We start from the raw sequence: 21,405 nt of genomic DNA on the forward strand, positions 1-21,405 counted from the left end.
CGTTATTTCCAGGGATTCATGTCGTCCAGCGGGATCGGTTTGTTGCCGGGCTGGTGCAGCATTCCGTGCAGGTCAAGGATGCTGCGGCGTTTAGCGCGCAGGATCACAGTGCCATCCGACAACAGGGTGAACTGGATTTTGTCTTTGGGCTGCAAATCCAGCGCATCCCGGATGTCCTTGGGGATGGTGGTCTGGCCTTTGCTGGTGATGGTGGCGGTTGACATGCTGTTTAGGTGATTTACCTCAAAGACATTACCCAAAAACAGGGCGAATCAGAATGTCCCATTTTGGTAAAGCAGCATTTCTTTCCAGCCTCGCCTCAACAGCCTCCATAGCTTTTTTGCTGAGGGTCACACCCTTCTCATAAACCTTGCGACTGAATTCGACCATGGGGTTGATGCCTTTCCAGGTCATGGTTTTTGCCCATTCCAGCAGGGTTTCGGCATCCTTGAGCTGGGTGCCGTTCCAGTGTTGTTCCAGAATCCCCCAGCAGCGTTCAATCGGGTTGTACTTGCTGTGGTAAGGCGGGTAGTACAGCAGGTGGACTGTCTTACCGGTATGGTTGGCGAATTCCACCATGCGCTTGAGGAATTGCGTCCTGATCCCGCTGCTTTCCGGGCCATTGTCCGCTTTGATCTGGATGCACTGGCAGGCGTCCTTGTCAGCAGAAGGCATCTGTTCCCATACCCGGCACAGGGAATCCACGATGAAGTCACTGGTTTTGCTGGAACTGCCGAAGGTCAGGTAAACCTGCCCACTGTCCTCATCCAGTACGCCAAAAGGGATGTATTTCTCTTTGCAGCCCATCTCATGGTCAGCGGCTTTATTGTCACCCCGTGTTTTCCCGCCCCGTGAGTAGTCACCGATGTTGACGGTCGCCTTGCAGTCCATGCTCAGGCGTTTGACCGCCCCATCGGCAAACTGCCCATCGTTGGCCTGGATATTGGCGAAGATGGCGTCGGTTTCTGGAATTTTTTTTGCGGCTTGGCTTTCTCCACCTTGCGCAGGCGGTAGCCATTCCGGTTGAGTATCCGCGCCATGGTGCTGGGGGCGGGCACTTGTCCACCGCTGAAACCCATGGCCTGTAACTGCCGGATGGCTTCCGCCGCCGTCAGGCGGGTGTAGGCGATGCTGCTGCGGAATGTCGGGTCTTGCTGGCTATGTGCTTCCGCCAGCGCCAGCAAGGCGGCTGCCGCTTCCGGCTGGGTTTCCTCCCAGCGCTTCTGGCCACAATACGCCGCCTGCGCACCCACGCAAACCATGCCGCTGCGCTGTTCCTCCAAACCCAACTGCACCCCCTCCCGACCCCAGCCAAAACACCTTTCAGTCTGGCGGGCGTTGCCTGCACAATATTTCCGGCTCATGTCCGCCTGGAACGCACGGCGGGTGCTGCCAGACATTTTCGAGGCCGCCAGTTTCAGGTCGGCTATCTGGGATTCACTCAGGATCGGGTTAGCTGTTTGGGGTTCGGGGGGCATGGGGATAGGGACTCCGCTTGTCGATAAGACAAGTGTAGCCATTGCGGGGGAATCTTTCAGGGAAATCCCCTTACCTCTATTCCTTACCTTCTAAATTATAGTAAGGAATGAGTCGGGGGGGGTAAACCTACTTCGCCTTCAGCAGCAAACCGTCATCAATCGCGATATACCGCGTCGCCGCCTGAATCAAGGAATTCGCCGTCAGCCCCGGCACGCCATACGCCTCGGTTTCCACCCCATAACGCTCGTTCGCCCGCTTCAGCAACAGGTCGAAATCGCCATCGCCGGAAGCCAGCACGATGATGTCGGTATTGGCGGCGGCTTCGATCACGTCCAGCGTGATGCCGACATCCCAGTCGCCCTTGGCAGAACCGTCGCTGCGCTGGATGTAGGGTTTCAGCTTCACCTCGAAACCAATGGCGCGCAGGATGTTCTGGAACTGCTTCTGCTTTTCGTCACCACGCCCGATGGCGTAGGCGCACGCCTGCACCACTTGCCGCCCGGCAGTCGCCCGCGCCCAGAAACGGTTGTAATCAAAACCGCGCCCGTAGGCGTCGCGGGTGGTGTAGTAGATGTTCTGCACATCGACAAACAGGCTGACTTTTCTCACAGGTGGATGCTGCTCACTTGGTGGTATGGTTGTTGATTTGATAATGTTTTAGTACAAGATTGAAGTTTGGGCAACGGTAGCTGCAAAAGGTAAGCGCAGCGCAAAACGACTGCGGCGCAACATAACGCTAAGCAAATGAATCTCTTTTAAATCATTTGTTTGACAGGGATTAGACGCATGAAGAGACGGGTTTCTCAACAAGGCTTCAGGCCGCGAATATACTTAGCGCTTTAGTCAAGTATTCAGAGGTGTCCGGCTGATGTCCAATGATAACAATGTTCGACCTGCTGACGCTGGCGCTACCTGCCAAGACCCGCCATCAGCTTGGGAACAGTCTTGCCCGCCCAGCCTGATTCCCGAAAACCGGACGATTGAAGTTTACTTGGGTGACACATTAATTGCCCGCAGCAACAGCATTATCCGCGTGGTGGGCGGCCCAGGTGCGCCAGTCACGTTTTACTTACCCCGGAAAGATGTGCGTACCCAATATTTGCAGAGTGAAAACGAGGGTGGCCATTGCCAGTGGCGGGGAGATTCCTGCTACTACACCATCGACACTGGCGCACGTACCTCGTCACGGGCGGCCTGCCATTATGCCAACCCCAGCGCAGCGTTTGTTGCCCTCTCTGATCATGTCTGTTTTCACCCGGCACGTGTTGCCTGCTACATCGACGGGGAGCGTGTCTGGTCACAGCGCGATGACCGCAATGGCAGCTGGATAACGGCGGGTAGAGTTTGTTCATAATCGCCTTGTTTATGGGAATGCAGTTCTATACATTAGCCCCTATTTCGATGAAGAAGAAGGCATCATGTATTACATCGGTGTGCAGCGGGATGTGTGCCCGTTTGTGAAAGTCTGATAACCAGGGAGGATCGTCGTTATGATTTTCATCTACCTACTCAGCGCCTTCCTCATTGTCGGTTTCGTGCTGGCGGCTCTGCTGCCGGAACGCGCCCGTTGGCTGCTGGCATCACTGGGGCTGTGGGAAACGGTGCAGTCCATCGACGGAGCCATGATGCAACGTTGGATGCGTTGGCTGGGGCAGCTTCTGGTGTTGATGGCGTTGATTCTGGCTATCTCCGTTATGGCCGACCACCCCAAAATATGGTTTGTGCCAGCCGTTCAGGCACTGTTTTTCGGCAGCATTTTGTGGTGGTTGGGTAAGCCAGCACGCAACTAATTCACGGCAATAGCATACTGGCTTGCCGTATAGCACCTTCTCTCAACCCGTAAACGCATCTTTGGAGGCCAGATAGGCCAGCTCTGCCGCTGTACTCTCACGCCCCAATGCAGCGTTACGGTGTGGGAACCGCCCGAAATATTGCACAATTTCACGGTGATGATGAGCGAAACGGGCATTTGCTTCCAACCCCGCGGCTTCAAACAGACGCACCGACTCGTCCTGATCGCCCAGATGTTCGCTGTGCATCAGGGGCATGTAGAGAAAACTGCGGCGCTCTACAGGCAATCGCTGGTCAAAGCCACGGGCTACTGCGTGTTTTGTCACCGCAACCGCTTGCTGTTCGGTGGAAAAACTGTGGGCTTCCCCCCGGAACATGTTCAGCGGAAACTGATCCAGCACGATGCACAGGGCAAGGCAACCTTCCGGTGTTGCCTGCCAATGATCCCACTCGCCCGCCGCCGCTTGCTCCCAATGCGTGCCGAAACGCGCGCGGATGTCGGCATCAATAGCGGGGGTTGATGCAAACCAATGCTGCGGCATGGGCGGCGTGTACCAAAAGGTGAGAATGTCTTCGGGGGTCATGAACTGTTCCTTTTTCCGTTACTTTGAACTTATACAAACTTGAACATCGTCAAATTTACTGTCAAATTCCTGCTTCGCTGGGGCTGGTTTCGTCTTCGGTTTGCACCCAAGGCCAGAGTCTTCCCCTCCACAGGCAGACACCGTGTAACTCACGGCGTAGTTGGCTAAATTAATAGCCGCATTTACGTCCCGATCATGGCTTGCGCCACAGGCCGGGCAATCCCACTGCCGGACGGACAGCGGGAGTTTTTCCCGTTTCTCACCACAGGCGGAACAGGTTTTGCTGCTGGCAAAGAACCTGTCTGCGACAATCACCACACCGCCACGCATTTCTGCTTTGTATTCCAGTTGCCGCCGGAACTCGAAAAAGCCCATGTCACTGACAGCACGGGACAAATGGCGGTTTTTCACCATGCCGGACACGTTCAAATCTTCGATGCTGATGGTATGGAAACGGCGGGTTAAATCGGTGGTGAGTGGGTGCAAAGTATCCTGACGGATGTTGGCAATACGCGCATGGAGCTTTGCCAGTTTTGCCTTGGCTTTGGTGCGGTTGGCACTGCCTTTGACCTTGCGGGACAAGCTACTGGAGAGCCGTTGCAGGCGGGAAAGCAGGGCTTTATGTGGCTTCGCCCCTGCCACCACCTCCCCCGTTGATAGCGTTGCCAGTGTGGATACGCCCAAATCCACGCCTACCACACCTTGGTCTTCGGTGGGTGGCAAGTGATTTTGGTCGGTATCCACGGTGATGCTGGCGAACCACTGGTCAGCAGTGCGGGAGACGGTAGCAGATAGGATTCTGCCGGAAAAGCGTAACGGTTCCCGCATCCGCACTTGCCCAAGGTTGGGAATGCGGATGCGGCAAGCGTCAATGTTGAATTGGTCATTCGTCAGGGTGAAACTGTCACGGCTTTTGCCTTTCTTTTTGAATTGCGGGTACTTTGCCCGACCCGCAAAGAAGTTCTTGAAGCTTGCACCCAGTTGGATAATCGCCATTTGGGGGGCATTTTTGGTGACTTCCAGCATCCACGGGAATTGCTCGCGTTTGATGGCATTCAGTTGTTTGCGGGGTGAAAATTGTGAAGGTTTGGGTTGGCTATTGTCGTCTTTCCATGCGGCGTATTGGGTTTGCCATTCGGCTAATGCCCAGTTGTAGGCAAACCGTGCCGTGCCTGCGGCTTTGGCGAAGTAAGCCGCTTGCTTGTCGTTGGGGGTAAGGCGGATTTTGTGGCTGATGATCATTGGCGTGAATCTTCCACCGCTTGCTTTACGCCGTCCAGCAACTTTTTGTTTTTGTGGGAACGTGAGCCGTACAAACGGGCGGAAAAGACGGTGATGATTTCCAGCACATCCGTTGCCAAGTCCTCTTCAAACGTGGTGTCTTCACCTGTATTCACAATCACCACTTCCACTGCTTTGGCTTCGCAGATGGAAAACACCAGTTCAGCCCCAAAGCGCAGCAAACGGTCTTTGTGAGTGATTACCAAACGCCCAACATGACCCGCAATGATTTCGTTCAACAGGCGTTTCAAGCCCTTTTTGTAGTAGTTCATGCCTGAACCCAAGTCAGACACCAACTCAAATGTCCAGCCTTGTTGGGCGCAATACAATTCCAGCACTTGCTTTTGCCGTTCAAGGCCGTCTTGCTGGTCATGGCTGGAAACGCGGGCGTAGGCAAGCGTCTTACGGACGGATGGGGGCAGAATGCTTGCTGTCGGGTCAATTTGGGAAAGGCGGTAACGGCGTTGGTTGCCTGCCGTCCTTTCTGGGATCAACTTGCCGGACGCTTCCCAACGGCGCAGCGTCATGGTACTGACACCGAGCCAGTCTGCTGCTTCACCAATTGATAGTAACTTATCCATATTGTGCATGTCAGTATAACTATGTATAAGTTTCAAGTGAACTGTAACTTACCCTTATTGGGGAGCAGGGGGAAAATATGCTGGGTAAGCGTAATCGGCCATTACCGGACTGCTTAGACCAACCAGTAACAACAAACTGGAACCCCGCATCATACCACCCTCCTGAACTTACTATTAACTTATACAAAATACCATTCAAATTGAACTAATATTAGCACGATACTTGTACATTATGGATAATCAAGTACAGGAATTGCGGTTTAAGGAGAGGTTATGAATATCAGCATCATTGGCGGCACGGGCTTTGTCGGCTCTTACGTCATCGACGCATTGCTTGATGCAGGGTACGCCCCGCGCGTGCTGGTGCGTTCCGGCAGCGAATACAAACTGACGCAGGCGGAACGCTGTGTCACGGTTCCCGGTGACATCAGCGATCCTGCCGCGCTGGGAAACTGCCTGCAAGGCGCAGATACGGTGATTTACCTGATCGGCATCCTGCGTGAATTCCCCGCCAAAGGCATCACCTACGAGGAAACCCAGTTCCGGGGCGTGGAGCGCACGGTAGCCGCAGCGCAAAAGCAGGGCGTGAAACAGTTCATCCTGATGAGCGCCAACGGCGTGAAGGCAGGCGGAACCGCTTATCAGGACACCAAATTCCGCGCCGAACAATGCGTACAGGCATCCGGGCTGGGCTGGACGATTTTCCGCCCCTCGGTCATTTTCGGCGACCCACGCGGCAACATGGAATTCTGCACTCAACTGGACAAGGAACTGGTGCAACCACCGATTCCTGCCCCGTTGTTTTTCGGCGGCCTGAATATCATGCAGGCAGGCCAGTTCCAGATGGCTCCCGTGCATGTGCAGGATGTGGCGAGCGCCTTTGCCGCTGCGGTGGGCAACCCGGCAGCCAACCAGCGCGTATTCCCATTATGCGGGCCGGATGCGCCAACCTGGAAAGCAATCCTCCAGACCATCGCGCAAGTTGCGGGCGGCAAGGGCAAACTGATGCTGCCTGCCCCGGCGGATGTCATCAAGCTGGTTGCCAGCGTGCTGGATGGGCAAGCGTGGTTCCCGATCACCCGCGACCAGATCACCATGCTGCTGGAAGGCAATACCTGCACTGACCATTCCGCCTGGGGCGTGTTCGGCATCCACCCCAAACGGTTTGCCGTTGAAAACCTCGGCTACTTACAAGGGGTATGACGTCAGCATGTACCGCGCCAAACTCCAGCGACAACTCCAAACCCTCAGCCAGCCCAGCTCCGAAACCGGTTGCTGGGAATGGCAGGGGCAGATTTCCAACAGCGGACGTGGCCGCACCATGATCCAGGATGAAAGTGGCGCAACCCGCACCGTCAGTGCCGAAGACGCCAGCTATATCGCTTTTTTCGGTACTATTCCTGACAAAGCCTTGGTGCGGCAAACTTGCGGCAACAGGTTGTGCATCAACCCTGGGCATCTGGAACTCATGCCGTTGCCGTGATGGGCAGAAACCCGAGCATAAAGCCCGGCGTTTCTGCTGGCGGACGTGCATAATGATTTCACCACGGCTAATATCTTCGCCAGGCTGGGTGGTTTGTGCCTGCTGGCGGCAAAATTGTGCGCACGGGTGGATGTGCACGGGCTTTTCTCAGCCCATCTTTGCTAGACTGGTCTTAACGGGATGATGGGGAGGTAAATCAGGATGGCGTTTCTGGCTTCAATAGGGGTTTTGCTGGTGCTGTTTGGCTTGACAGTGTTGGTCATTGGTAGCGTGCGCCATTTTTTCCCGTTTGTGGAGGACTATATCCCACAGGAATTCAAGAAGCCCCTCTCGATCCAGTTTTCTGCTTACTATTTGTTGGCGGGATTGTTACTGATATTGATCCAGCCTACCTGAGCGGCATGAGTTTTCCCTGCACATTACCCAACAGCGGCGTCTATACTTGAAAAAGTTGTGTTCTGAGCACGCGGGGTATGTATGAGGGAGCAGCGCTTGCGACGGGTGGCGGCTTATCTGGCTGTTGTCCAGTTTTTATTTTTCACGACCTGGATTGTGTATATCGTTTACCTGGGTGACCTGCTCAAGCAGGTGGGGATCGGTGAAGACAAACTGTTGTGGTTTGTATTGTTGGATCAGCTCCTGTTTGCGGTCATGGATGTGTTGATGGGGTTTGCGGCAGATCGCATCCGCTACCTGATAGGGCGGATTGGGCCTTTTATCTTGGGGGTTAATACGCTTTCCTGCATAGGTTTTGTTGCCATGCCGTGGTTGGCTGAAACGGGTAGTTTGGGTGCGCTGGGGCAGGCCGTGTGGGTAGGGGCGCTGGTCTTGTGGGTGGCAACTTCTTCGGTATTGCGCGCGCCGGCTTTTGTGCTGGTGACGCAACATGCAAGCCAGTCGCAGGTTTCGTGGCTGGTGGCGCTAAGTCTGGTGGGGCTGGCTGTGGGTGGGGCCGTGGGGCCTTATCTGGGCGTGGTGCTGAAAACGGTTGACCCGTTGCTGCCGTTTTTGCTGACTGGCGTGACCTTGTGGCTGACGACGGTCGGCCTGATTTTCATGGAACGCTATCTGGCTGAGGGGGGTAAACCTGTTGAACCAGCGCAGCCCCCGCAGACGATTGATGACCCCGCCGCGCGTAAGTTGTTGTTTAGCCTGTTGGCAGGGGCATTGCTGTTGGCATTGGGCTTTCAGGTGCATTTTTTCGTCAACAGCGCAGCGCAATACCTGCAATTTGCCGAGCCGGAAAAGCTGGCCTGGCTGATGCCGGTTTTCTGGATTGGTTTTAATTTGCTGGTGTTTCCGGGCAGTGGTTTAAGCGCAAAGCACGGCCCCTGGCTGGTGATGTTGCTGGCGGTGGTCTTGGGTGTCGTTGGGTTGTGGGTGGCCTCTTATAATTTTGGCCTGGACTCACTCATCATTGCCCAACTGTTGGCAGGTGGGGCATGGGGGGTGCTGTTCATGGCGGGTATATCGGCTTCGTTGCATATTGGTGGGGAAGCACATGGCGGTTTGGTGCTGGGTTCGTGGTTCAGCATGTTGGCCTTGGGTGCGTTGGTGCGGGTGTTGATTGTCTTGAATGGCTTGCCTAAACAGACTGCGTTTGCCGATTGGATGAATGCCTTACCGGCGATTTGCTGGGTGTTGGCGGGCATCTGTTTGTTGCTGGCGCAGCGGTTTTACCAGCAGCACCAGGATCGTTTGGCGGAAAACCGCTTGGGTGCGTAGCGGCTTGCTGGTGTTTACTGTCCGCGCAACATACGCATCAGTACCCTGTCGTGGTCGATTAGGTGGTGTTTCAATGCAGCGCCGATGTGGGCAATTATTAGCAGCGCCAAGCCATAACCGATCCAACGATGCAGGGTTACTACTTGCTCGAACAGTTCCTTGTCCTCGCTAAACAGCATGGGTACGTCGAATAACCCGAAAACGCTCAGGTGGTAACCGCCCAGCGATGAATCAAGATAGCCGGTGACTGGCAGGGTGATCATGGCTGCATACAGCAGCATATGGCCGGTATGCGCGGCGAGTTTGTCGAAACTGCTCATTGCGGCAGGCAAGGGTGGTGGTGGCGTAATGCGCCGCCACGCAAGCCGGATTAATACCAGGACAAAAACCAGTGAACCGAGGCTTTTGTGTAGGTCATAAAGTTCCCATTTTGGGTCGCCGTCAGGCAAGCTGGTCATATACAAGCCAAGCCCGATCAGGCTGATGATGATGGCAGCCATCCACCAATGGATGGCTCGTGTTACTGGGCCATAGCTGTGATCAGTGTTGCGTAGGTTCATGAGTATGTCCTGGGTGTTGTTTGAAAATGACGGTCTGAATCCGTATTAGGGTAGTCTGAATTTTTGGGATTTTCTGTAGGTTCTGCTGGGGTTGGCGAGGGTAACGGAGCTACATTGTACGCAATGCCGAACTCCATAAAACTTGTGTCGGCTAGCATCGCCAAGGGTTGACCCTAAGTTAATTAAGGCGCAGACTTGAGTGCAATAAAACCTATTGGATTATAAGCATTTTCTAATTTTCTGTAGGAGGAGTGGTGAGCTATTGGTATCTCTTATTTCCTGTCGTAGCAGTATTGCTGTTGTGCTTTTCTACGGGTGTCTGCCTCTGGGCTTTCAAAAAAGGGCGCTTCATCACCCTTGAATATCTGTTCTGGCGCAATATGGTGCGTTGGTCTGTGAAAAGCGGACACCTCAAGGAGGAGTTGCTTAAAGAGTCCCGGGGAAGGTTGAGAAAGCGCCAATATCAGTAACAACTTGCCCCAGTCTGGTTCCGCTTTTAGACTAATCGTTTTGCTTTTGCCAGAGCAGGGCAATGGATAGCGGGAGAACCTCATGCTGTTAAAGATCAAGAATGTGCTCGATGCCCAGCGCTTGCAGGAAGTGCAGGAGTTGCTGGCAACCGGCGAATTCGTGGACGGACGTTTTTCCGCTGGCATGGAAGCGGCCAAAGTTAAAAATAATCAGGAGCTTTCCCTCAATAGCCCCTTGCACCGCCGCTTGAATGCCATGGTGATGGGGCCGTTGGTGCAGCATCCCGAGTATCAGGCTGCCGTGTTGCCATTGCGTGTTGCCACGGCTTTTTACGCCCGTTACACACCCGGCATGACCTATGGGTTTCATGTGGATGACCCTGTGATGGGGCCGATGTCGGGACGCTACCGCACCGATGTTTCCACTACTGTATTCCTCAACGACGATTACGAAGGTGGCGAAATTGTCATCCGCACTTCGTATGGTGAAGAAAAGATCCGTGGTAAAGCCGGTGATGCGATTGTTTATGATTCAGGGAGTTGGCACAAGGTCGCGGAAGTGACCGCAGGCACGCGGCTGGTGGCGGTAACTTGGGCGCAAAGTCTGGTGAAAGACCCCTATCAGCGTGAATTGCTTTACCAGTTGGGCAAGGCGCGGGAAGGTGTCATGGAAAAACTGCCACAATCCGATGAAGCCTCTGCCATCAGTACGGTGCATATCAACCTATTACGGATGTGGAGTAATGTATAATTTCCTTTAATAGTTAGCCTCTTGACGGGAAAATTCATTTTTTTGTCTGGAATGCCTGTTGCGGCAAGCTGTTTTCATGCATAAAAATAAGCGGCTTTGGAGTCTGGCTTGCTGGTAAAAGGAGTTTTGCATGGCGCAACTGGTGATGAAACGCGCGTCTTGGTGGGAGTTTAATACGAAACAGGCAATGGTCTGGGTACCGGTTGCCACCCTGCAAATGGGTACGCTGGCGGGTCTGGGTTATTTTTATCACCGCCTAACCGATCTGGAAGCGCAGACGGAAGAACTTTCCAGTTTTGAAGCTGCATCCGGACAATCAGCCCGTACCGCCTTGCGTCAGGCAGACAAGCCCCAGAACGGGTCAGTCAGCGAACGCATCCTCCCCAAACCTGCTGCTGTTCCCCTTCAGATAGCACTGGATCGCCAGGATATTGTAGGCACAATGTCGGCGGGCGCAAGTTTCCTTGCCACGCTGTCACCCCCCCTCCAGCCGTCGGAAAATATTGCGCTAACTGTTGATAACAGGGCAGGGAAAGCGGTTAACAAGGAGGTTCTTCCGGCAGCGAGGGTGGTTAACTCGCCTGCCAAGTCCAGGGCGAATAGTGATGGGGCGAAAGCTAAAAAGGTTTCCACTACCCGCCTAGCACCCGTAACCAGGGCAAAGCGTGTGGGGCGCTCCGTGACAAAGCCCGTGGTTGCTGCCCGCCCGGCCAGCAGTATCCCGAGAGCCGCCACGTTACTCCATGCTGATGTGGAGGCTGCCCGTACCGCTGCGGCTAATCGTGCGGGCTTGTATGGGGTCGATGCCATGCCTCAGCTGCCAGAGCTGAGCCTGGAAGAGGCGGCGTTGCCGCCAGTGGTTCAGGCAGTTGCCGTGGTCGAGCCTGAAGCAGTTAGTTTGCCTGTTCCCGCGCCGCCCACAGCCAGCAAAAAGCCTTTGCCGGTTGGCACGGTTACCTGGGTTTATCTGGGTGAGTTGCGGGCTTACGGTTGGCATGGGCAGCGCCTGCATGTTGCGCCGGATAGTGGTTTACCGGTGGTGGGAGACAGCTATCATACCCAGGAATTGCACGGCCTTTATGATCGGCCACATGGCAACCGCGCCATGGGTGGTTTCCAGCAAGGGGATTTGATCACTATCTTGGAGGTGGTGCATGAGCCCAACAATGGTGTTTGGGCCAAAGTGCGCAAAGTGCAGTCGGTTGGACGGGTCAATCGTTAACTTTACTGGAAGAAAGTGCTGGAGATGAGAAAAGCCGCTGAAGAGCGGCTTTTTTACGTATATGCAGGCTGTGTGACCAGCTTATTTCCAGAAATTGGCTTCGGTTGAAGCGATTTCGCGGACTTGGTTGGTCAGTTCCTGATAACGCTCACGGTAAGCTTTCCATTCACCAACATAGTATTCTTCAGCGTTGAATTGGCCAGATTGTTCATACGCAATGAATTTTTTCTGCATTTCCAGCATTTCGCTAATCAGCTCTTGCTTTGTGCTCATGTCCGATGCCTCTCTATATAAAACCAGAATCCTGTCGGGCAGGATAAACGGATTGGGGTAAAAGGGGGAATACCCCCTTTCGGATAGGATTAGTAACCGCCTTTGCGGTTGGTAGCTGGCAGGCCAGCGACTTTCAAACCTTGCTTGCTAGGTGCGCGCGGGAACAGGTTGTACATGTCCTTGCTGCTCAGCTTTTTGTTGTCCCACTTTTCAGCCATGGCTTTCTGGATGATGCGTTCCATCGGCTGGTTGCCGTTGTTATTGATGTATTCATCGCGCAGGAAGTTGATAACATCCCAGTGCTTGTCAGTCAGTTCGCCGATGCCTTCTTCGTTGGCGATGACCTGGGCAACTGCTTCATTCCAGTCAGTCAGATTGACCAGATAGCCTGCTTCTGTGGTTTCGATGGTTTGACCGTTTACTTCGTAAGCCATTGTTTCCTTCCTCAAAACTTAAATGAACGGGTTCATTTCAGTGAAATACTTGACCGCAAAATTATACTGTACGGCGTGCTATCTCCCATTCCTCAAAAGGGATACGTGAAACGGGCGGGAGCTATTCCGTTGGTTTTAGGGTTTTTATGCCTTTGTGGGGCATGAACAGGCCGCATCCCAGTTTACGCCCACCACCCAGGCCATATTGTTGCAGGCGGATGGAAGGGTCATTGTCCAAGTCGGCAATCATCAGGTGGCGGGTGTGCAGGATACCATCCGGGGTGCTGATGGTATGGCTCTTGCCGCACATCATTTTCTTGACCTTGAAGCCGGCAATGTCGCGGACTTCCTTGGCCATGCGTTGCAGGAAGTCGGGTTCTTCCTCAGTCGCGTCCGACAAGACATAACGGGCGAAAATGACGGAGGCGTTGATCAGAGTTTTTTCCTTGCCTTCGCCTACAGTCAGCGCGTGCCCATCAATATCCAGCGTTGCGCCTATTAATGCCTGGGCATCCTGTAGGCGGTGCTTGGGGATGCGTAATGCCATGCGGGTGCGGCGGGAGGGCAGGAGCAGCTGGTTTGCAGCATCTTCCGGGCGTAACCAGCCATTGCCACTTTCGGCAACATGGATGGTGTGGATCCCTGCGACATCTTCTTCATGGAACCAGGGTAGCGCGTCGTGGATTGCCTGCGATAACGGCCAGGCATGATCCAGTGGCAACTGCTTGCACTGGATGGCGAAGCTCAGGTCGAGAACGTCATCCGGCGCTTGATAGGGTAGGGTCTTATCTTCATCTTCCTGCCAGAACATGCTTTACCTCGCCGAAGAAAATGCGATTTCCAGCTGGTCATACCAGTCATCTGGGCGGTCACTGTAACCGGGCGGCTCAATGTCGATCTGGAAAAAAATGGAACCGGTTTCCAGTGCACGCTTTTGCACGGTGGTTTTCAGTTCCTCGAAGGTGCTGATCGCTTCACCTTCTGCCATCAGAATCTGGCTCAAACTCAGCATGTTGTCTCCTAAAGTGTCAGGTCGGTATTGGCTACCCGGTCGTAATAACGTCCCCGGTAGAGCAGGCGCTTTTGTTCGGGTTCATCACTGTCTGTGAATGCAGTCCGGCAGTGCAGGACGTTATTGCATATCAGGCCTTCGCCCGCCCGCAATGTGTACCTTATTTTATAAGGTGAGTCCTGTTGCCATAAATTCAATAGGAATGCTTCAGCTTCTTTGGTTGCTGTGTCATCGCGCCAGATGACATTGCGTTGGCGGGCAGAGTAGCGCATGTGCAGGTTGCCCGCCGGGGTGATGCTGAAAACCGGGCCGGACTGTTCCGGGCGCACTACTTCGCCGTTCAGTATATTGGCTGGGATGGTGAGCGCCTGTGGGTGCGTGAGTGCGGCAATCCACTCGGGATTGGCGTCACGCAACAGGATGTAGGCAATATCGTGATCCATCAACCAGCTTTCACCGCCTTCAATGGCCTGCTGGGCGCAATGTAGCACCATGCCGTGGATTTGCTCTTCCGGCAGGTTGTAGTAACCGTCGGTATGCCAGCTTAGCTTTTTATCGGTATAGGGGATGTAATCGTGTTGCCCGGCATGGGTAGTGACATGCAGGGAAGTGAGGCTATCTTCGTCGGCGCACAAGTTATTATCCAGGCGGTACAGTCCTGCTGAGGCTCCCAGCCGATGGACGGAACGCTTGCTGCGTAGATCCCCTTGCTCAAAGTGATAGAGCGCCATGTTGTGCTGGCGGCAGGTCGTTTGGATACGCTCAAGTTCCGCCGCTGAAGGGGATTCTGGCGTAGTAATCGGCGTCAATAGGCTTTCGGTAGACAAAGGGTACGCAGATAGTTTTTTTTCGCGCCACTGCTGATAGGTTTCCAAGTCATTGATGTTGAAGGGTGATGGGGTCATATGCTGGATCCTGCCTAATCCACTAGGATTGATTGGCTATTTGCAATATTAAAAAATGCGAATATGCTATTGTACCGCTCTTGAGGCACTTATGACGGTTATGTTGTAGACCTATCCCCTTGGGGATACAGCCCGGATTCAGGTAGCACCCCATGGGTGAGATTCTCTGATCAGGATGCTACGCATACACTTAGCGCACTCGTAACTTGAGCAAACCAAGTTCTGTTAATTGTTTACTTTTTCGTCTGACCGTCTGATTTGTAGAGCACGTGTCAGAGGGAAACGCCATAGATCGTTTTACTGAGGAGGCAGGTATGGCAACGAAACATTATCCAACGCCGATGCTAGACGTGCTGGAAGAAGGCCCATGGCCTAGCTTTATCAGCGGCTTCAAGAAACTGCGCGATGAGCATCCAGATGAGCGCATCCGTAATGTCATCAATGGCCTGATGGGTCAGTTGGAACATTCCTACGAAACCAAAATGGGTTACTGGAAGGGTGGTACCATCTCTGTCTTCGGTTACGGTGGCGGCATCATCCCGCGCTTCTCTGAAGTCGGTCATATGTTCCCTGAATCCAAAGAATTCCACACCCTGCGTGTCCAGCCGCCAGCAGGCAACTACTACACCACCGACATGCTGCGTCAGCTGGCTGATAGCTGGGAAAAATGGGGTTCCGGCCTGCAAACTTTCCACGGCCAGACCGGCAATATCATGTTCATCGGCGCGAATAGTGTCAACTACCAGCATTTCTTTGATGAAATCAATGAATACGGCTGGGATCTCGGTGGCGCTGGCCCTTGCGTCCGTACTGGTATGTCCTGCGTGGGTGCTGCCCGTTGCGAAATGTCTAACTGCAACGAACATGCGATCCATCGCCGTCTGATGAATAACTTCACTGACGACGTGCATCGCCCTGCGCTGCCTTACAAGTTCAAGTTCAAGGTTTCCGGCTGCCCGAACGACTGCCAGAACGCTATCGAGCGTGCTGACTTCGCTGTTATTGGTACCTGGCGTGACGACATGAAAGTCAATCAGGAAGCCGTCAAGGAAATGATCATGAAGAAGGCCAAGGAAATTGGCAAAGAAGGTGATCGTTCCGCAGGCCGTCAATACATGTTCGACAACGTTATCAGCCGTTGCCCAACCCAGGCTATCAAGCTGAATGACGACGACACTATCACCGTTGACAACAGCAACTGCGTGCGCTGCATGCACTGCCTGAACGTCATGCCAAAAGCACTGCAAGTCGGCGATGACAAGGGCGTAACCATCCTGATCGGTGGTAAGCGTACCCTGAAAATCGGCGACCTGATGGGTACTGTAGTTGTGCCATTCATGAAGCTGGATACCGAAGAAGATTACGAGCGCATCGTTGAGATGGCTGCCGAAATCATCGACTTCTGGGCTGAAAATGGTCTGGAACATGAGCGTTGCGGTGAAATGATCGAGCGTATCGGTTTGGTGAACTTCCTGGAAGGCATCGGCATCGATCCGGATCCAAACATGATCAAGCAACCACGTAACGTTTCTTACGTGCGTACTGACGGTTGGGATGAGGCCGCTGAAGAGTGGTTCAACCGCAAGCGTGAAGAAAAAGCTGCCGCTTAATGGCATCGTTGGCAGGGTGGGGTAGCCCATCCTGCCGACCTGAATTCGACGATATTTTATAAAGTAATTCTCTGACGGAGGCTTTGCAATGGCCGCACCAGAAATGCGCGATCCTATTGAATCTGGATGCCCGGACGGTTTCCAGTACATGCACCCTGTTATGCGCCGCAACTACGGTCTGTGGGCATACCATGAAGACCCACGCCCAGGCGTGCTGGTTCACGTTTCCAAAACTGGCGAAAAAGTCTGGACTGTTCGTGCAGGTACCCAGCGTATTCTCGACGTGTTCACCCTGCGCAAGCTGATGGACATCGGCGATACCTACGGTGATGGTTACGTTCACTTCACTATCCGTTCCAACATCGAATTCGTTGTGGATACCGAAGCGAAGGTTGAGCCGCTGGTCAAAGCACTGGAAGACGCTGGTTTCCCGGTTGGCGGTACCCGTAACTCCGTTACCTCACTGTCCCATACCCAAGGCTGGCTGCACTGCGACATCCCTGGTACTGACGCTTCCGGCGTTGTGAAAGCCATGATGGATGAGCTGCTGCCTGAGTTCAAAGCGTGGAACATGCCTAACCGTGTTCACATCACCACCTCCTGCTGCCAGATCAACTGCGGCGGCCAGGGTGACATCGCGATCAACGTACAGCACGTCAAACCACCCAAAATCAACCACGCGCTGGTTGGTAACGTGTGCGAACGTCCTTCCGTTGTTGCGCGTTGCCCGGTAGCAGCTATCCGTCCTGCGATGGTTGATGGTAAGCCTTCTCTGGAAGTTGATGAGAAGAAATGCATCTGCTGCGGTGCTTGCTACCCGCCTTGCCCACCAATGCAGATCAACGATCACCAGTACACCCAGCTGGCTGTCTGGATCGGTGGTAACCACTCCAATGCCCGTGGCAAGCCTACCTTCCAGCGTCTGGTTGCTGCCGGTATCCCGAACAACCCTCCTCGCTGGCCTGAAGCCACCGCGATCGTCAAGAAGATCCTGGCTTGCTACAAGGAAGGTGCGAAAGATTGGGAACGTATCAACGAATGGGTTGAGCGTATCGGTTGGCCACGTTTCTTCGAAGTGACCGGTCTGCCGTTCACCAAGTACCACATCGACAACTGGCGTGGTGCACGTGCGAACCTGAACTCTTCCACCCACATCCGTTTCTGATCTGACCGGCACGAGGAATAGACAGAATGAAATACACAATTCTGGTCAACGAAGGCCCTTATCAGCACCAGTCTGCTGATTCCGCCCTTCAGTTTGCCCGTGCCGCGCTGGAGAAGGGACACGAAATCTTTCGTGTCTTCTTCTACCATGACGGTGTAAACAACGGTACTCGCCTGACAGTTCCACCTGCTGACGACCGTCTGATCCAGAAAGCTTGGACAGAGCTGGCTGAAAAGCACGGTCTGGATCTGGTTATCTGTATCGCAGCGGCACAGCGCCGCGGCATTATGGATGCAGACGAAGCCAAGCGTCAGGGTCTGGACGCCAACAACATTGCGCCTGGTTTCCGGATTTCCGGTCTGGGTCAGCTGGTTGAAGGTGGTATCCAGTCCGACCGTCTGGTTGTGTTTGGCGATTAAGGAGAACTGCGATGTCTACCAAGAATTTTCTGTTCGTAAACCGCAAGGCTCCTTACGGCACTGTATACGCGCTGGAATCACTGGAAGTCGTACTGATTTCCGCTGCATTCGAGCAAAACGTCAGCTTGGCTTTCATTGATGACGGTGTTTACCAGATCACCAAAGGCCAGAACAGCAAGGGTATCGGCATGAAGAACTTCTCGCCGACCTACCGTGCGCTGGGTGATTATGACATCACTAAGCTTTATGTTTCCAACGAGTCTTTGGCAGAGCGTGGCCTGACGGTTGATGACCTGATGGAGCTGACTTACGAAGACGCTGACGACGATTACGCTGAAAAGCCTTCCATCATTCTGGTCAACCGTGACGAGATGGCTGCGATGATGGCTGAGCAAGACGTAGTTCTGAGCTTCTAACGGAGGATTTGAAAAATGGCTATGTTGCATATCGTAAACAAGTCCCCGTTTGAACGTGTGGCTTTCGATTCCTGCCTTGCTCATGCACGCGCAGGTGATGCGATCCTGATGATTGAAGATGCCGTGGTCGGTGCAGTCGATGGATCAAGCTTTGCCGGTAAGCTGAAAGCGGCAATGGCTGACAAGTCCGTGTATGTGCTGGGTGCAGACCTGGCAGCGCGCGGTCTGGAAGGCAAAGCAATGGAAGGTGTAACTGTTGTTGATTATGCAGGCTTTGTTGACCTGACCGCTGACAACGACCGCACCCAAAGCTGGTTGTAAGTTTTAAACAATTTTTAGACAGGAGGCCGATCATGGCACTGGAAGTAGGTGGTAAATCCATTCCTCTGGACGAAGAAGGTTATCTGGAAAATCTGAGCGACTGGACTCCGGAAGTTGCGGCAGCTCTGGCAACCGCAGAAGACGTTACCCTGACTGACGAACACTGGGAAATCCTGAACTTCCTGCGTGAGTACTATGAAGAGTACCAAATCGCTCCGGCAGTTCGCGTTCTGACCAAAGCCGTTGGCAAGCGTCTGGGTGCTGACAAGGGTAACTCCAAGTACCTGTACAGCCTGTTCCCATACGGCCCTGGCAAGCAAGCATGTAAATATGCTGGTCTGCCGAAGCCAACCGGTTGCGTGTAATCCGCAAACCGGCAGGTTGGTCGCAAGACATTGAAGACAGCTCCGGTTCGCCGGAGCCTCTTCTTAAGCTTTGATTTGCCATTCCGCAAGACAAATTTTCAGAAGAGAGAATCTGGAATTCAGGAGTACGCAGTGACATTCGTAAGTATCCTTTACGGACTGTTGTTTTGGGCGGCAACGTTAATCCTTGTTGTTGGTGTCGCCATGAAGGTTCGCCAATACTGGAACACACCAGCCCCGTTGAAAATCCCGACTACGCCAGCACCTGTTACCCAGGGCGGTGTGGTGTGGCGCATGTTCCGCGAAGTCGCTTTCTTTGAAAGCCTGTTCCGTTCCAACAAGATTTTGTGGCTGTTCGCCTTCCTGTTCCACATGTCTTTGTGGCTGGTATTGATCCGTCACAGCCGTTATTTCGTTGGCATGAATGATTTTCTGGTGTTCATGCAGCCGTTTGGCCGTTATGCAGGCATCACCATGGTGCTGGGTTTGGCTGGCTTGTGGGCGCGCCGCTTCCTGGTTGACCGGGTACGTTATATTTCTGCTCCATCTGATCATCTGATGCTGGCGCTGCTGATTGCCATCGGCATGAGTGGTTTGATGATGAGCTTTGTCTCCCATACTGATGTAACCCAGGTCAAGGCGTTCTTTGGTGGCATGTTGACGTTTGGTTTCTTCGGTGAGGAAGGCGGTTTGCCTGCTGATCCGATTGTGTTGGTGCACCTGTTGTTGGTGGCCATCCTGATGATCATCTTCCCGATCAGTAAATTATTGCACGCGCCAGGTGTGTTCTTCAGCCCGACCCGTAACCAGGTGGATAACCCGCGTGAAAAGCGCCATGTTTCCCCTTGGGCATTGGAACTGGAACGCCAGGGAAAAACTTTCCTGAGCGAACTGAATAAATGAGCGTGTGACTGATCCGATTTGAGAGGCATCTATTGTGGCTGATTACGAGATTCCAAAACTGACTGGCGAAGGGTTCGTGGAAGTTCCTGCGGTGCAGGACGATACCATGAAGGGCACTGGCCCATTCATTGCCAAGCAGGATTTCCAGAAGGCAATGGGTTTCCCGGTCGATTTTGATGCGGTCGGTGATCTGGTTCCCAACTGGAAAGAGCGTGCGCTGGACAAACTGTCAGATTTGCGGGGCCGTTATCGCTCTTTACAGGTTTATCTGGATATTTGCGTCAAATGTGGCGCGTGTACCGACAAGTGCCACTATTTTATTGGTACACATGATGCTAAAAATATGCCGGTCGCCCGTCAGGATTTACTGCGCAAGGTTTACCGCCGTTACTTCACGTTCGCTGGCAAATATTTCCCGAAACTGGTTGGCGCGGTTGATCTGACTGAAGACGTGGTGCGTGACTGGTATAACTATTATCACCAGTGCTCCCAGTGCCGCCGTTGCTCTGTGTTCTGCCCTTATGGTATTGATACAGCTGAAATTTCCATGGCTGCGCGGGAAATCCTTGACCATATCGGCATGGGTTCCAAGTACAACAACGAGATCATCGGTAAGGTCTTCAAAATCGGTAACAACCTCGGTTTGCCTGAGCTGGCGCTTGATGACACGCTGCTGGGCATCGAAGAAGATGTGTTTGATGACACCGGTATTGCTGTCCGCTACCCGATGGATCTGGAAGGTGCGGAAATCCTGCTGGTTACGCCGTCTGCCGACTTCTTCGCTGAACCACATATTGATGGTTTGATCGGCTATGGCAAGGTGTTCCACGAAACCGGCGTGACCTGGACATTCAGTTCATATGCTTCTGAAGCCGCCAACTTCGGTATGTTTATCGGTTCTTACGAAAACATGCGCCGGGTTTCCATGCGTATCCGCGAAGCGGCGATCAAGCTGAAAGTAAAACGTATCGTGTTCGGCGAGTGCGGTCACGCTTGGCGCGTTGCCTACAGCTTCCTGAATACGCTGGCTGGCCCATTTGATTTTCTGGATCAACGTTATCCAATCCCTCAGCATATTCTCGAATTCACCCTCGGTGAATTGGAGAAAGGTACGCTGAAAATCGACAAAAGCGAAAATGATGACAAAGTGCTGACCTTCCACGACTCCTGCAACGTCGCACGTGGCAGCCGTATGGGACCCAAACCCGGCGGTCAGTTCGAGATTCCCCGCAAGGTCATCAGGGCAGTTTGTAACAACTTTGTCGACATGCCGACTGACACTATCCATGACGCAACCTTCTGCTGTGGTGGTGGTGGTGGTCTGTTGACTGATGATTTGATGGAATTGCGTGTTAAAGGTGCTCAGCCGCGCGCTGAGGCTCTCAGACATGTTTCTACCCATCATGGCGTAACACACATGGCTGCAATCTGTGCCATTTGTAAGTCTCAATTTACTAAGGTGCTGCCTTACTATGGCTTCACCATGGATCAGATTGTCAGTGTCCACCAGCTGGTGAGCAATGCGATCATCCTGCAACGTCAGGAGTCCGTGATTCCGCCACGGCCACCTGAAGAGGATGAAGACGACGATTGATCGTCCGTCACTGGATTTGAGTGGATTTTAAGATATTGATTTTTCTAACTTGGTATTTTCC

27 protein-coding genes and 1 pseudogene are annotated in these 21,405 nt (G+C 53.4%); 16 read left to right on the forward strand and 12 right to left on the reverse strand.

Annotated features, from left to right (window positions below; genetic code table 11):
* Positions 1-2 precede the first annotated feature (2 nt).
* The 3 genes and pseudogenes from THINI_RS18920 to THINI_RS18935 all read right to left on the reverse strand — a co-directional run bounded on the left by THINI_RS18920 (position 3) and on the right by THINI_RS18935 (position 2,088).
* Positions 3-224 (reverse strand): AbrB/MazE/SpoVT family DNA-binding domain-containing protein, encoded by a 222-nt coding sequence (locus THINI_RS18920; RefSeq protein WP_002710125.1) that lies wholly within the window; start codon positions 222-224, stop codon positions 3-5.
* Positions 225-252: 28 nt separating this feature from the next.
* Positions 253-1,520 (reverse strand): annotated as a pseudogene (locus tag THINI_RS27395) (ISAzo13 family transposase).
* A gap of 85 nt (positions 1,521-1,605) precedes the next feature.
* The gene (locus tag THINI_RS18935; RefSeq protein ID WP_002710126.1) at positions 1,606-2,088 is read right to left on the reverse strand and encodes a LabA-like NYN domain-containing protein; all 483 of its coding nucleotides are present in this window, start codon (positions 2,086-2,088) and stop codon (positions 1,606-1,608) included.
* A 259-nt stretch (positions 2,089-2,347) separates the two neighbouring features.
* On the opposite strand from THINI_RS18935, the gene THINI_RS18940 reads away from it, so the two are divergent.
* Together THINI_RS18940 and THINI_RS18945 are read left to right on the forward strand one after the other, a co-directional pair.
* Complete coding sequence (locus THINI_RS18940; protein WP_002710127.1) at positions 2,348-2,833, forward strand: DUF427 domain-containing protein; 486 nt, start codon at positions 2,348-2,350, stop codon at positions 2,831-2,833.
* A 136-nt stretch (positions 2,834-2,969) separates the two neighbouring features.
* On the forward strand, positions 2,970-3,269 hold the full coding sequence (locus tag THINI_RS18945) for a hypothetical protein (protein WP_002710128.1): 300 nt from the start codon (positions 2,970-2,972) through the stop codon (positions 3,267-3,269).
* A gap of 42 nt (positions 3,270-3,311) precedes the next feature.
* On the opposite strand, the gene THINI_RS18950 is transcribed toward THINI_RS18945, so the two are convergent.
* From THINI_RS18950 to THINI_RS18960, 3 genes are read right to left on the reverse strand one after another with little or no spacing between them, the layout of a single operon-like run.
* A complete protein-coding gene (locus THINI_RS18950) occupies positions 3,312-3,854 on the reverse strand; it encodes a DUF924 family protein (RefSeq protein WP_002710129.1) in 543 nt (180 codons plus the stop codon).
* A gap of 18 nt (positions 3,855-3,872) precedes the next feature.
* The gene (locus tag THINI_RS18955; protein ID WP_002710130.1) at positions 3,873-5,096 is read right to left on the reverse strand and encodes an RNA-guided endonuclease InsQ/TnpB family protein; all 1,224 of its coding nucleotides are present in this window, start codon (positions 5,094-5,096) and stop codon (positions 3,873-3,875) included.
* Positions 5,093-5,716: an IS607 family transposase gene (locus THINI_RS18960; RefSeq protein ID WP_040841102.1), complete on the reverse strand. Its 624-nt coding sequence runs from the start codon at positions 5,714-5,716 to the stop codon at positions 5,093-5,095. The genes THINI_RS18955 and THINI_RS18960 overlap by 4 nt, the downstream gene beginning before the upstream one ends.
* A 273-nt stretch (positions 5,717-5,989) precedes the next feature.
* Here THINI_RS18960 and THINI_RS18965 point away from each other — a divergent pair, with 273 nt between their 5' ends.
* From THINI_RS18965 to THINI_RS18980, 4 genes are all read left to right on the forward strand, one after another.
* A complete protein-coding gene (locus THINI_RS18965; RefSeq protein WP_002710132.1) occupies positions 5,990-6,919 on the forward strand; it encodes an NAD(P)H-binding protein in 930 nt (309 codons plus the stop codon).
* A 7-nt stretch (positions 6,920-6,926) separates the two neighbouring features.
* Positions 6,927-7,199 carry an HNH endonuclease family protein gene (locus THINI_RS18970; protein ID WP_002710133.1) on the forward strand — a complete coding sequence of 91 codons (273 nt, stop codon included), beginning with the start codon at positions 6,927-6,929 and terminating at the stop codon, positions 7,197-7,199.
* Positions 7,200-7,400: 201 nt separating this feature from the next.
* Positions 7,401-7,595 carry a hypothetical protein gene (locus THINI_RS18975; RefSeq protein ID WP_002710134.1) on the forward strand — a complete coding sequence of 65 codons (195 nt, stop codon included), beginning with the start codon at positions 7,401-7,403 and terminating at the stop codon, positions 7,593-7,595.
* Between the two features lie 81 nt (positions 7,596-7,676).
* Positions 7,677-8,924, forward strand: coding sequence for an MFS transporter (locus THINI_RS18980; RefSeq protein ID WP_002710135.1), 1,248 nt, complete (start codon positions 7,677-7,679; stop codon positions 8,922-8,924).
* Between the two features lie 14 nt (positions 8,925-8,938).
* Here THINI_RS18980 and THINI_RS18985 read toward each other — a convergent pair whose 3' ends face one another.
* Positions 8,939-9,484 carry a cytochrome b gene (locus tag THINI_RS18985; protein ID WP_002710136.1) on the reverse strand — a complete coding sequence of 182 codons (546 nt, stop codon included), beginning with the start codon at positions 9,482-9,484 and terminating at the stop codon, positions 8,939-8,941.
* Between the two features lie 552 nt (positions 9,485-10,036).
* Here THINI_RS18985 and THINI_RS18995 point away from each other — a divergent pair.
* A complete protein-coding gene (locus tag THINI_RS18995; RefSeq protein WP_002710138.1) occupies positions 10,037-10,705 on the forward strand; it encodes a Fe2+-dependent dioxygenase in 669 nt (222 codons plus the stop codon).
* A gap of 130 nt (positions 10,706-10,835) precedes the next feature.
* Complete coding sequence (locus THINI_RS19000) at positions 10,836-11,927, forward strand: hypothetical protein (RefSeq protein ID WP_002710139.1); 1,092 nt, start codon at positions 10,836-10,838, stop codon at positions 11,925-11,927.
* 81 nt (positions 11,928-12,008) lie between these two features.
* On the opposite strand, the gene THINI_RS19005 is transcribed toward THINI_RS19000, so the two are convergent.
* The 5 genes from THINI_RS19005 to THINI_RS19025 all read right to left on the reverse strand — a co-directional run bounded on the left by THINI_RS19005 (position 12,009) and on the right by THINI_RS19025 (position 14,551).
* Positions 12,009-12,200 carry a hypothetical protein gene (locus THINI_RS19005; protein ID WP_002710140.1) on the reverse strand — a complete coding sequence of 64 codons (192 nt, stop codon included), beginning with the start codon at positions 12,198-12,200 and terminating at the stop codon, positions 12,009-12,011.
* 89 nt (positions 12,201-12,289) lie between these two features.
* Positions 12,290-12,634, reverse strand: coding sequence for a TusE/DsrC/DsvC family sulfur relay protein (locus THINI_RS19010; protein WP_002710141.1), 345 nt, complete (start codon positions 12,632-12,634; stop codon positions 12,290-12,292).
* 121 nt (positions 12,635-12,755) lie between these two features.
* A complete protein-coding gene (cas6, locus tag THINI_RS19015) occupies positions 12,756-13,445 on the reverse strand; it encodes a type I-MYXAN CRISPR-associated protein Cas6/Cmx6 (protein WP_002710142.1) in 690 nt (229 codons plus the stop codon).
* A 3-nt stretch (positions 13,446-13,448) separates the two neighbouring features.
* Positions 13,449-13,646, reverse strand: coding sequence for a hypothetical protein (locus THINI_RS19020; protein WP_002710143.1), 198 nt, complete (start codon positions 13,644-13,646; stop codon positions 13,449-13,451).
* Positions 13,647-13,654: 8 nt separating this feature from the next.
* A complete protein-coding gene (locus tag THINI_RS19025) occupies positions 13,655-14,551 on the reverse strand; it encodes a TauD/TfdA family dioxygenase (protein ID WP_002710144.1) in 897 nt (298 codons plus the stop codon).
* A 314-nt stretch (positions 14,552-14,865) separates the two neighbouring features.
* On the opposite strand from THINI_RS19025, the gene dsrA reads away from it, so the two are divergent.
* The 8 genes from dsrA (at position 14,866) to dsrK (ending at position 21,344) form a co-directional block, all read left to right on the forward strand.
* Positions 14,866-16,161 (forward strand): dissimilatory-type sulfite reductase subunit alpha, encoded by a 1,296-nt coding sequence (dsrA, locus tag THINI_RS19030; RefSeq protein ID WP_002710145.1) that lies wholly within the window; start codon positions 14,866-14,868, stop codon positions 16,159-16,161.
* A gap of 88 nt (positions 16,162-16,249) precedes the next feature.
* A complete protein-coding gene (gene dsrB, locus THINI_RS19035; protein WP_002710146.1) occupies positions 16,250-17,326 on the forward strand; it encodes a dissimilatory-type sulfite reductase subunit beta in 1,077 nt (358 codons plus the stop codon).
* 26 nt (positions 17,327-17,352) lie between these two features.
* Complete coding sequence (gene tusD, locus THINI_RS19040; protein WP_002710147.1) at positions 17,353-17,745, forward strand: sulfurtransferase complex subunit TusD; 393 nt, start codon at positions 17,353-17,355, stop codon at positions 17,743-17,745.
* Between the two features lie 11 nt (positions 17,746-17,756).
* Entirely contained in the window at positions 17,757-18,161 is a 405-nt protein-coding gene (gene tusC / locus THINI_RS19045; protein ID WP_002710148.1) for a sulfurtransferase complex subunit TusC, read from the forward strand.
* A 15-nt stretch (positions 18,162-18,176) separates the two neighbouring features.
* Complete coding sequence (tusB, locus tag THINI_RS19050; RefSeq protein WP_002710149.1) at positions 18,177-18,482, forward strand: sulfurtransferase complex subunit TusB; 306 nt, start codon at positions 18,177-18,179, stop codon at positions 18,480-18,482.
* Positions 18,483-18,514: 32 nt separating this feature from the next.
* Positions 18,515-18,847 (forward strand): TusE/DsrC/DsvC family sulfur relay protein, encoded by a 333-nt coding sequence (locus THINI_RS19055; RefSeq protein ID WP_002710150.1) that lies wholly within the window; start codon positions 18,515-18,517, stop codon positions 18,845-18,847.
* 204 nt (positions 18,848-19,051) lie between these two features.
* Positions 19,052-19,750, forward strand: a complete 699-nt coding sequence (locus tag THINI_RS19060; RefSeq protein WP_245536647.1) for a respiratory nitrate reductase subunit gamma — start codon at positions 19,052-19,054, stop codon at positions 19,748-19,750.
* Between the two features lie 34 nt (positions 19,751-19,784).
* The gene (gene dsrK, locus THINI_RS19065) at positions 19,785-21,344 is read left to right on the forward strand and encodes a sulfate reduction electron transfer complex DsrMKJOP subunit DsrK (protein ID WP_002710152.1); all 1,560 of its coding nucleotides are present in this window, start codon (positions 19,785-19,787) and stop codon (positions 21,342-21,344) included.
* The last annotated feature ends 61 nt before the right edge of the window (positions 21,345-21,405 follow it).

The organism is Thiothrix nivea DSM 5205, from assembly GCF_000260135.1.
Classification (GTDB): Bacteria; Pseudomonadota; Gammaproteobacteria; order Thiotrichales; family Thiotrichaceae; genus Thiothrix; species Thiothrix nivea.

Coding starts and splice junctions, on each gene's coding strand:
- THINI_RS18920 (WP_002710125.1), bottom strand. CDS start 224: ATGTCAACCGCCACCATCACCAGCAAAGGCCAGACCACCATCCCCAAG.
- THINI_RS18940 (WP_002710127.1), top strand. CDS start 2,348: ATGTCCAATGATAACAATGTTCGACCTGCTGACGCTGGCGCTACCTGC.
- THINI_RS18945 (WP_002710128.1), top strand. CDS start 2,970: ATGATTTTCATCTACCTACTCAGCGCCTTCCTCATTGTCGGTTTCGTG.
- THINI_RS18950 (WP_002710129.1), bottom strand. CDS start 3,854: ATGACCCCCGAAGACATTCTCACCTTTTGGTACACGCCGCCCATGCCG.
- THINI_RS18955 (WP_002710130.1), bottom strand. CDS start 5,096: ATGATCATCAGCCACAAAATCCGCCTTACCCCCAACGACAAGCAAGCG.
- THINI_RS18960 (WP_040841102.1), bottom strand. CDS start 5,716: ATGGATAAGTTACTATCAATTGGTGAAGCAGCAGACTGGCTCGGTGTC.
- THINI_RS18965 (WP_002710132.1), top strand. CDS start 5,990: ATGAATATCAGCATCATTGGCGGCACGGGCTTTGTCGGCTCTTACGTC.
- THINI_RS18970 (WP_002710133.1), top strand. CDS start 6,927: ATGTACCGCGCCAAACTCCAGCGACAACTCCAAACCCTCAGCCAGCCC.
- THINI_RS18975 (WP_002710134.1), top strand. CDS start 7,401: ATGGCGTTTCTGGCTTCAATAGGGGTTTTGCTGGTGCTGTTTGGCTTG.
- THINI_RS18980 (WP_002710135.1), top strand. CDS start 7,677: ATGAGGGAGCAGCGCTTGCGACGGGTGGCGGCTTATCTGGCTGTTGTC.
- THINI_RS18985 (WP_002710136.1), bottom strand. CDS start 9,484: ATGAACCTACGCAACACTGATCACAGCTATGGCCCAGTAACACGAGCC.
- THINI_RS18995 (WP_002710138.1), top strand. CDS start 10,037: ATGCTGTTAAAGATCAAGAATGTGCTCGATGCCCAGCGCTTGCAGGAA.
- THINI_RS19000 (WP_002710139.1), top strand. CDS start 10,836: ATGGCGCAACTGGTGATGAAACGCGCGTCTTGGTGGGAGTTTAATACG.
- THINI_RS19005 (WP_002710140.1), bottom strand. CDS start 12,200: ATGAGCACAAAGCAAGAGCTGATTAGCGAAATGCTGGAAATGCAGAAA.
- THINI_RS19010 (WP_002710141.1), bottom strand. CDS start 12,634: ATGGCTTACGAAGTAAACGGTCAAACCATCGAAACCACAGAAGCAGGC.
- cas6 (WP_002710142.1), bottom strand. CDS start 13,445: ATGTTCTGGCAGGAAGATGAAGATAAGACCCTACCCTATCAAGCGCCG.
- THINI_RS19020 (WP_002710143.1), bottom strand. CDS start 13,646: ATGCTGAGTTTGAGCCAGATTCTGATGGCAGAAGGTGAAGCGATCAGC.
- THINI_RS19025 (WP_002710144.1), bottom strand. CDS start 14,551: ATGACCCCATCACCCTTCAACATCAATGACTTGGAAACCTATCAGCAG.
- dsrA (WP_002710145.1), top strand. CDS start 14,866: ATGGCAACGAAACATTATCCAACGCCGATGCTAGACGTGCTGGAAGAA.
- dsrB (WP_002710146.1), top strand. CDS start 16,250: ATGGCCGCACCAGAAATGCGCGATCCTATTGAATCTGGATGCCCGGAC.
- tusD (WP_002710147.1), top strand. CDS start 17,353: ATGAAATACACAATTCTGGTCAACGAAGGCCCTTATCAGCACCAGTCT.
- tusC (WP_002710148.1), top strand. CDS start 17,757: ATGTCTACCAAGAATTTTCTGTTCGTAAACCGCAAGGCTCCTTACGGC.
- tusB (WP_002710149.1), top strand. CDS start 18,177: ATGGCTATGTTGCATATCGTAAACAAGTCCCCGTTTGAACGTGTGGCT.
- THINI_RS19055 (WP_002710150.1), top strand. CDS start 18,515: ATGGCACTGGAAGTAGGTGGTAAATCCATTCCTCTGGACGAAGAAGGT.
- THINI_RS19060 (WP_245536647.1), top strand. CDS start 19,052: ATGAAGGTTCGCCAATACTGGAACACACCAGCCCCGTTGAAAATCCCG.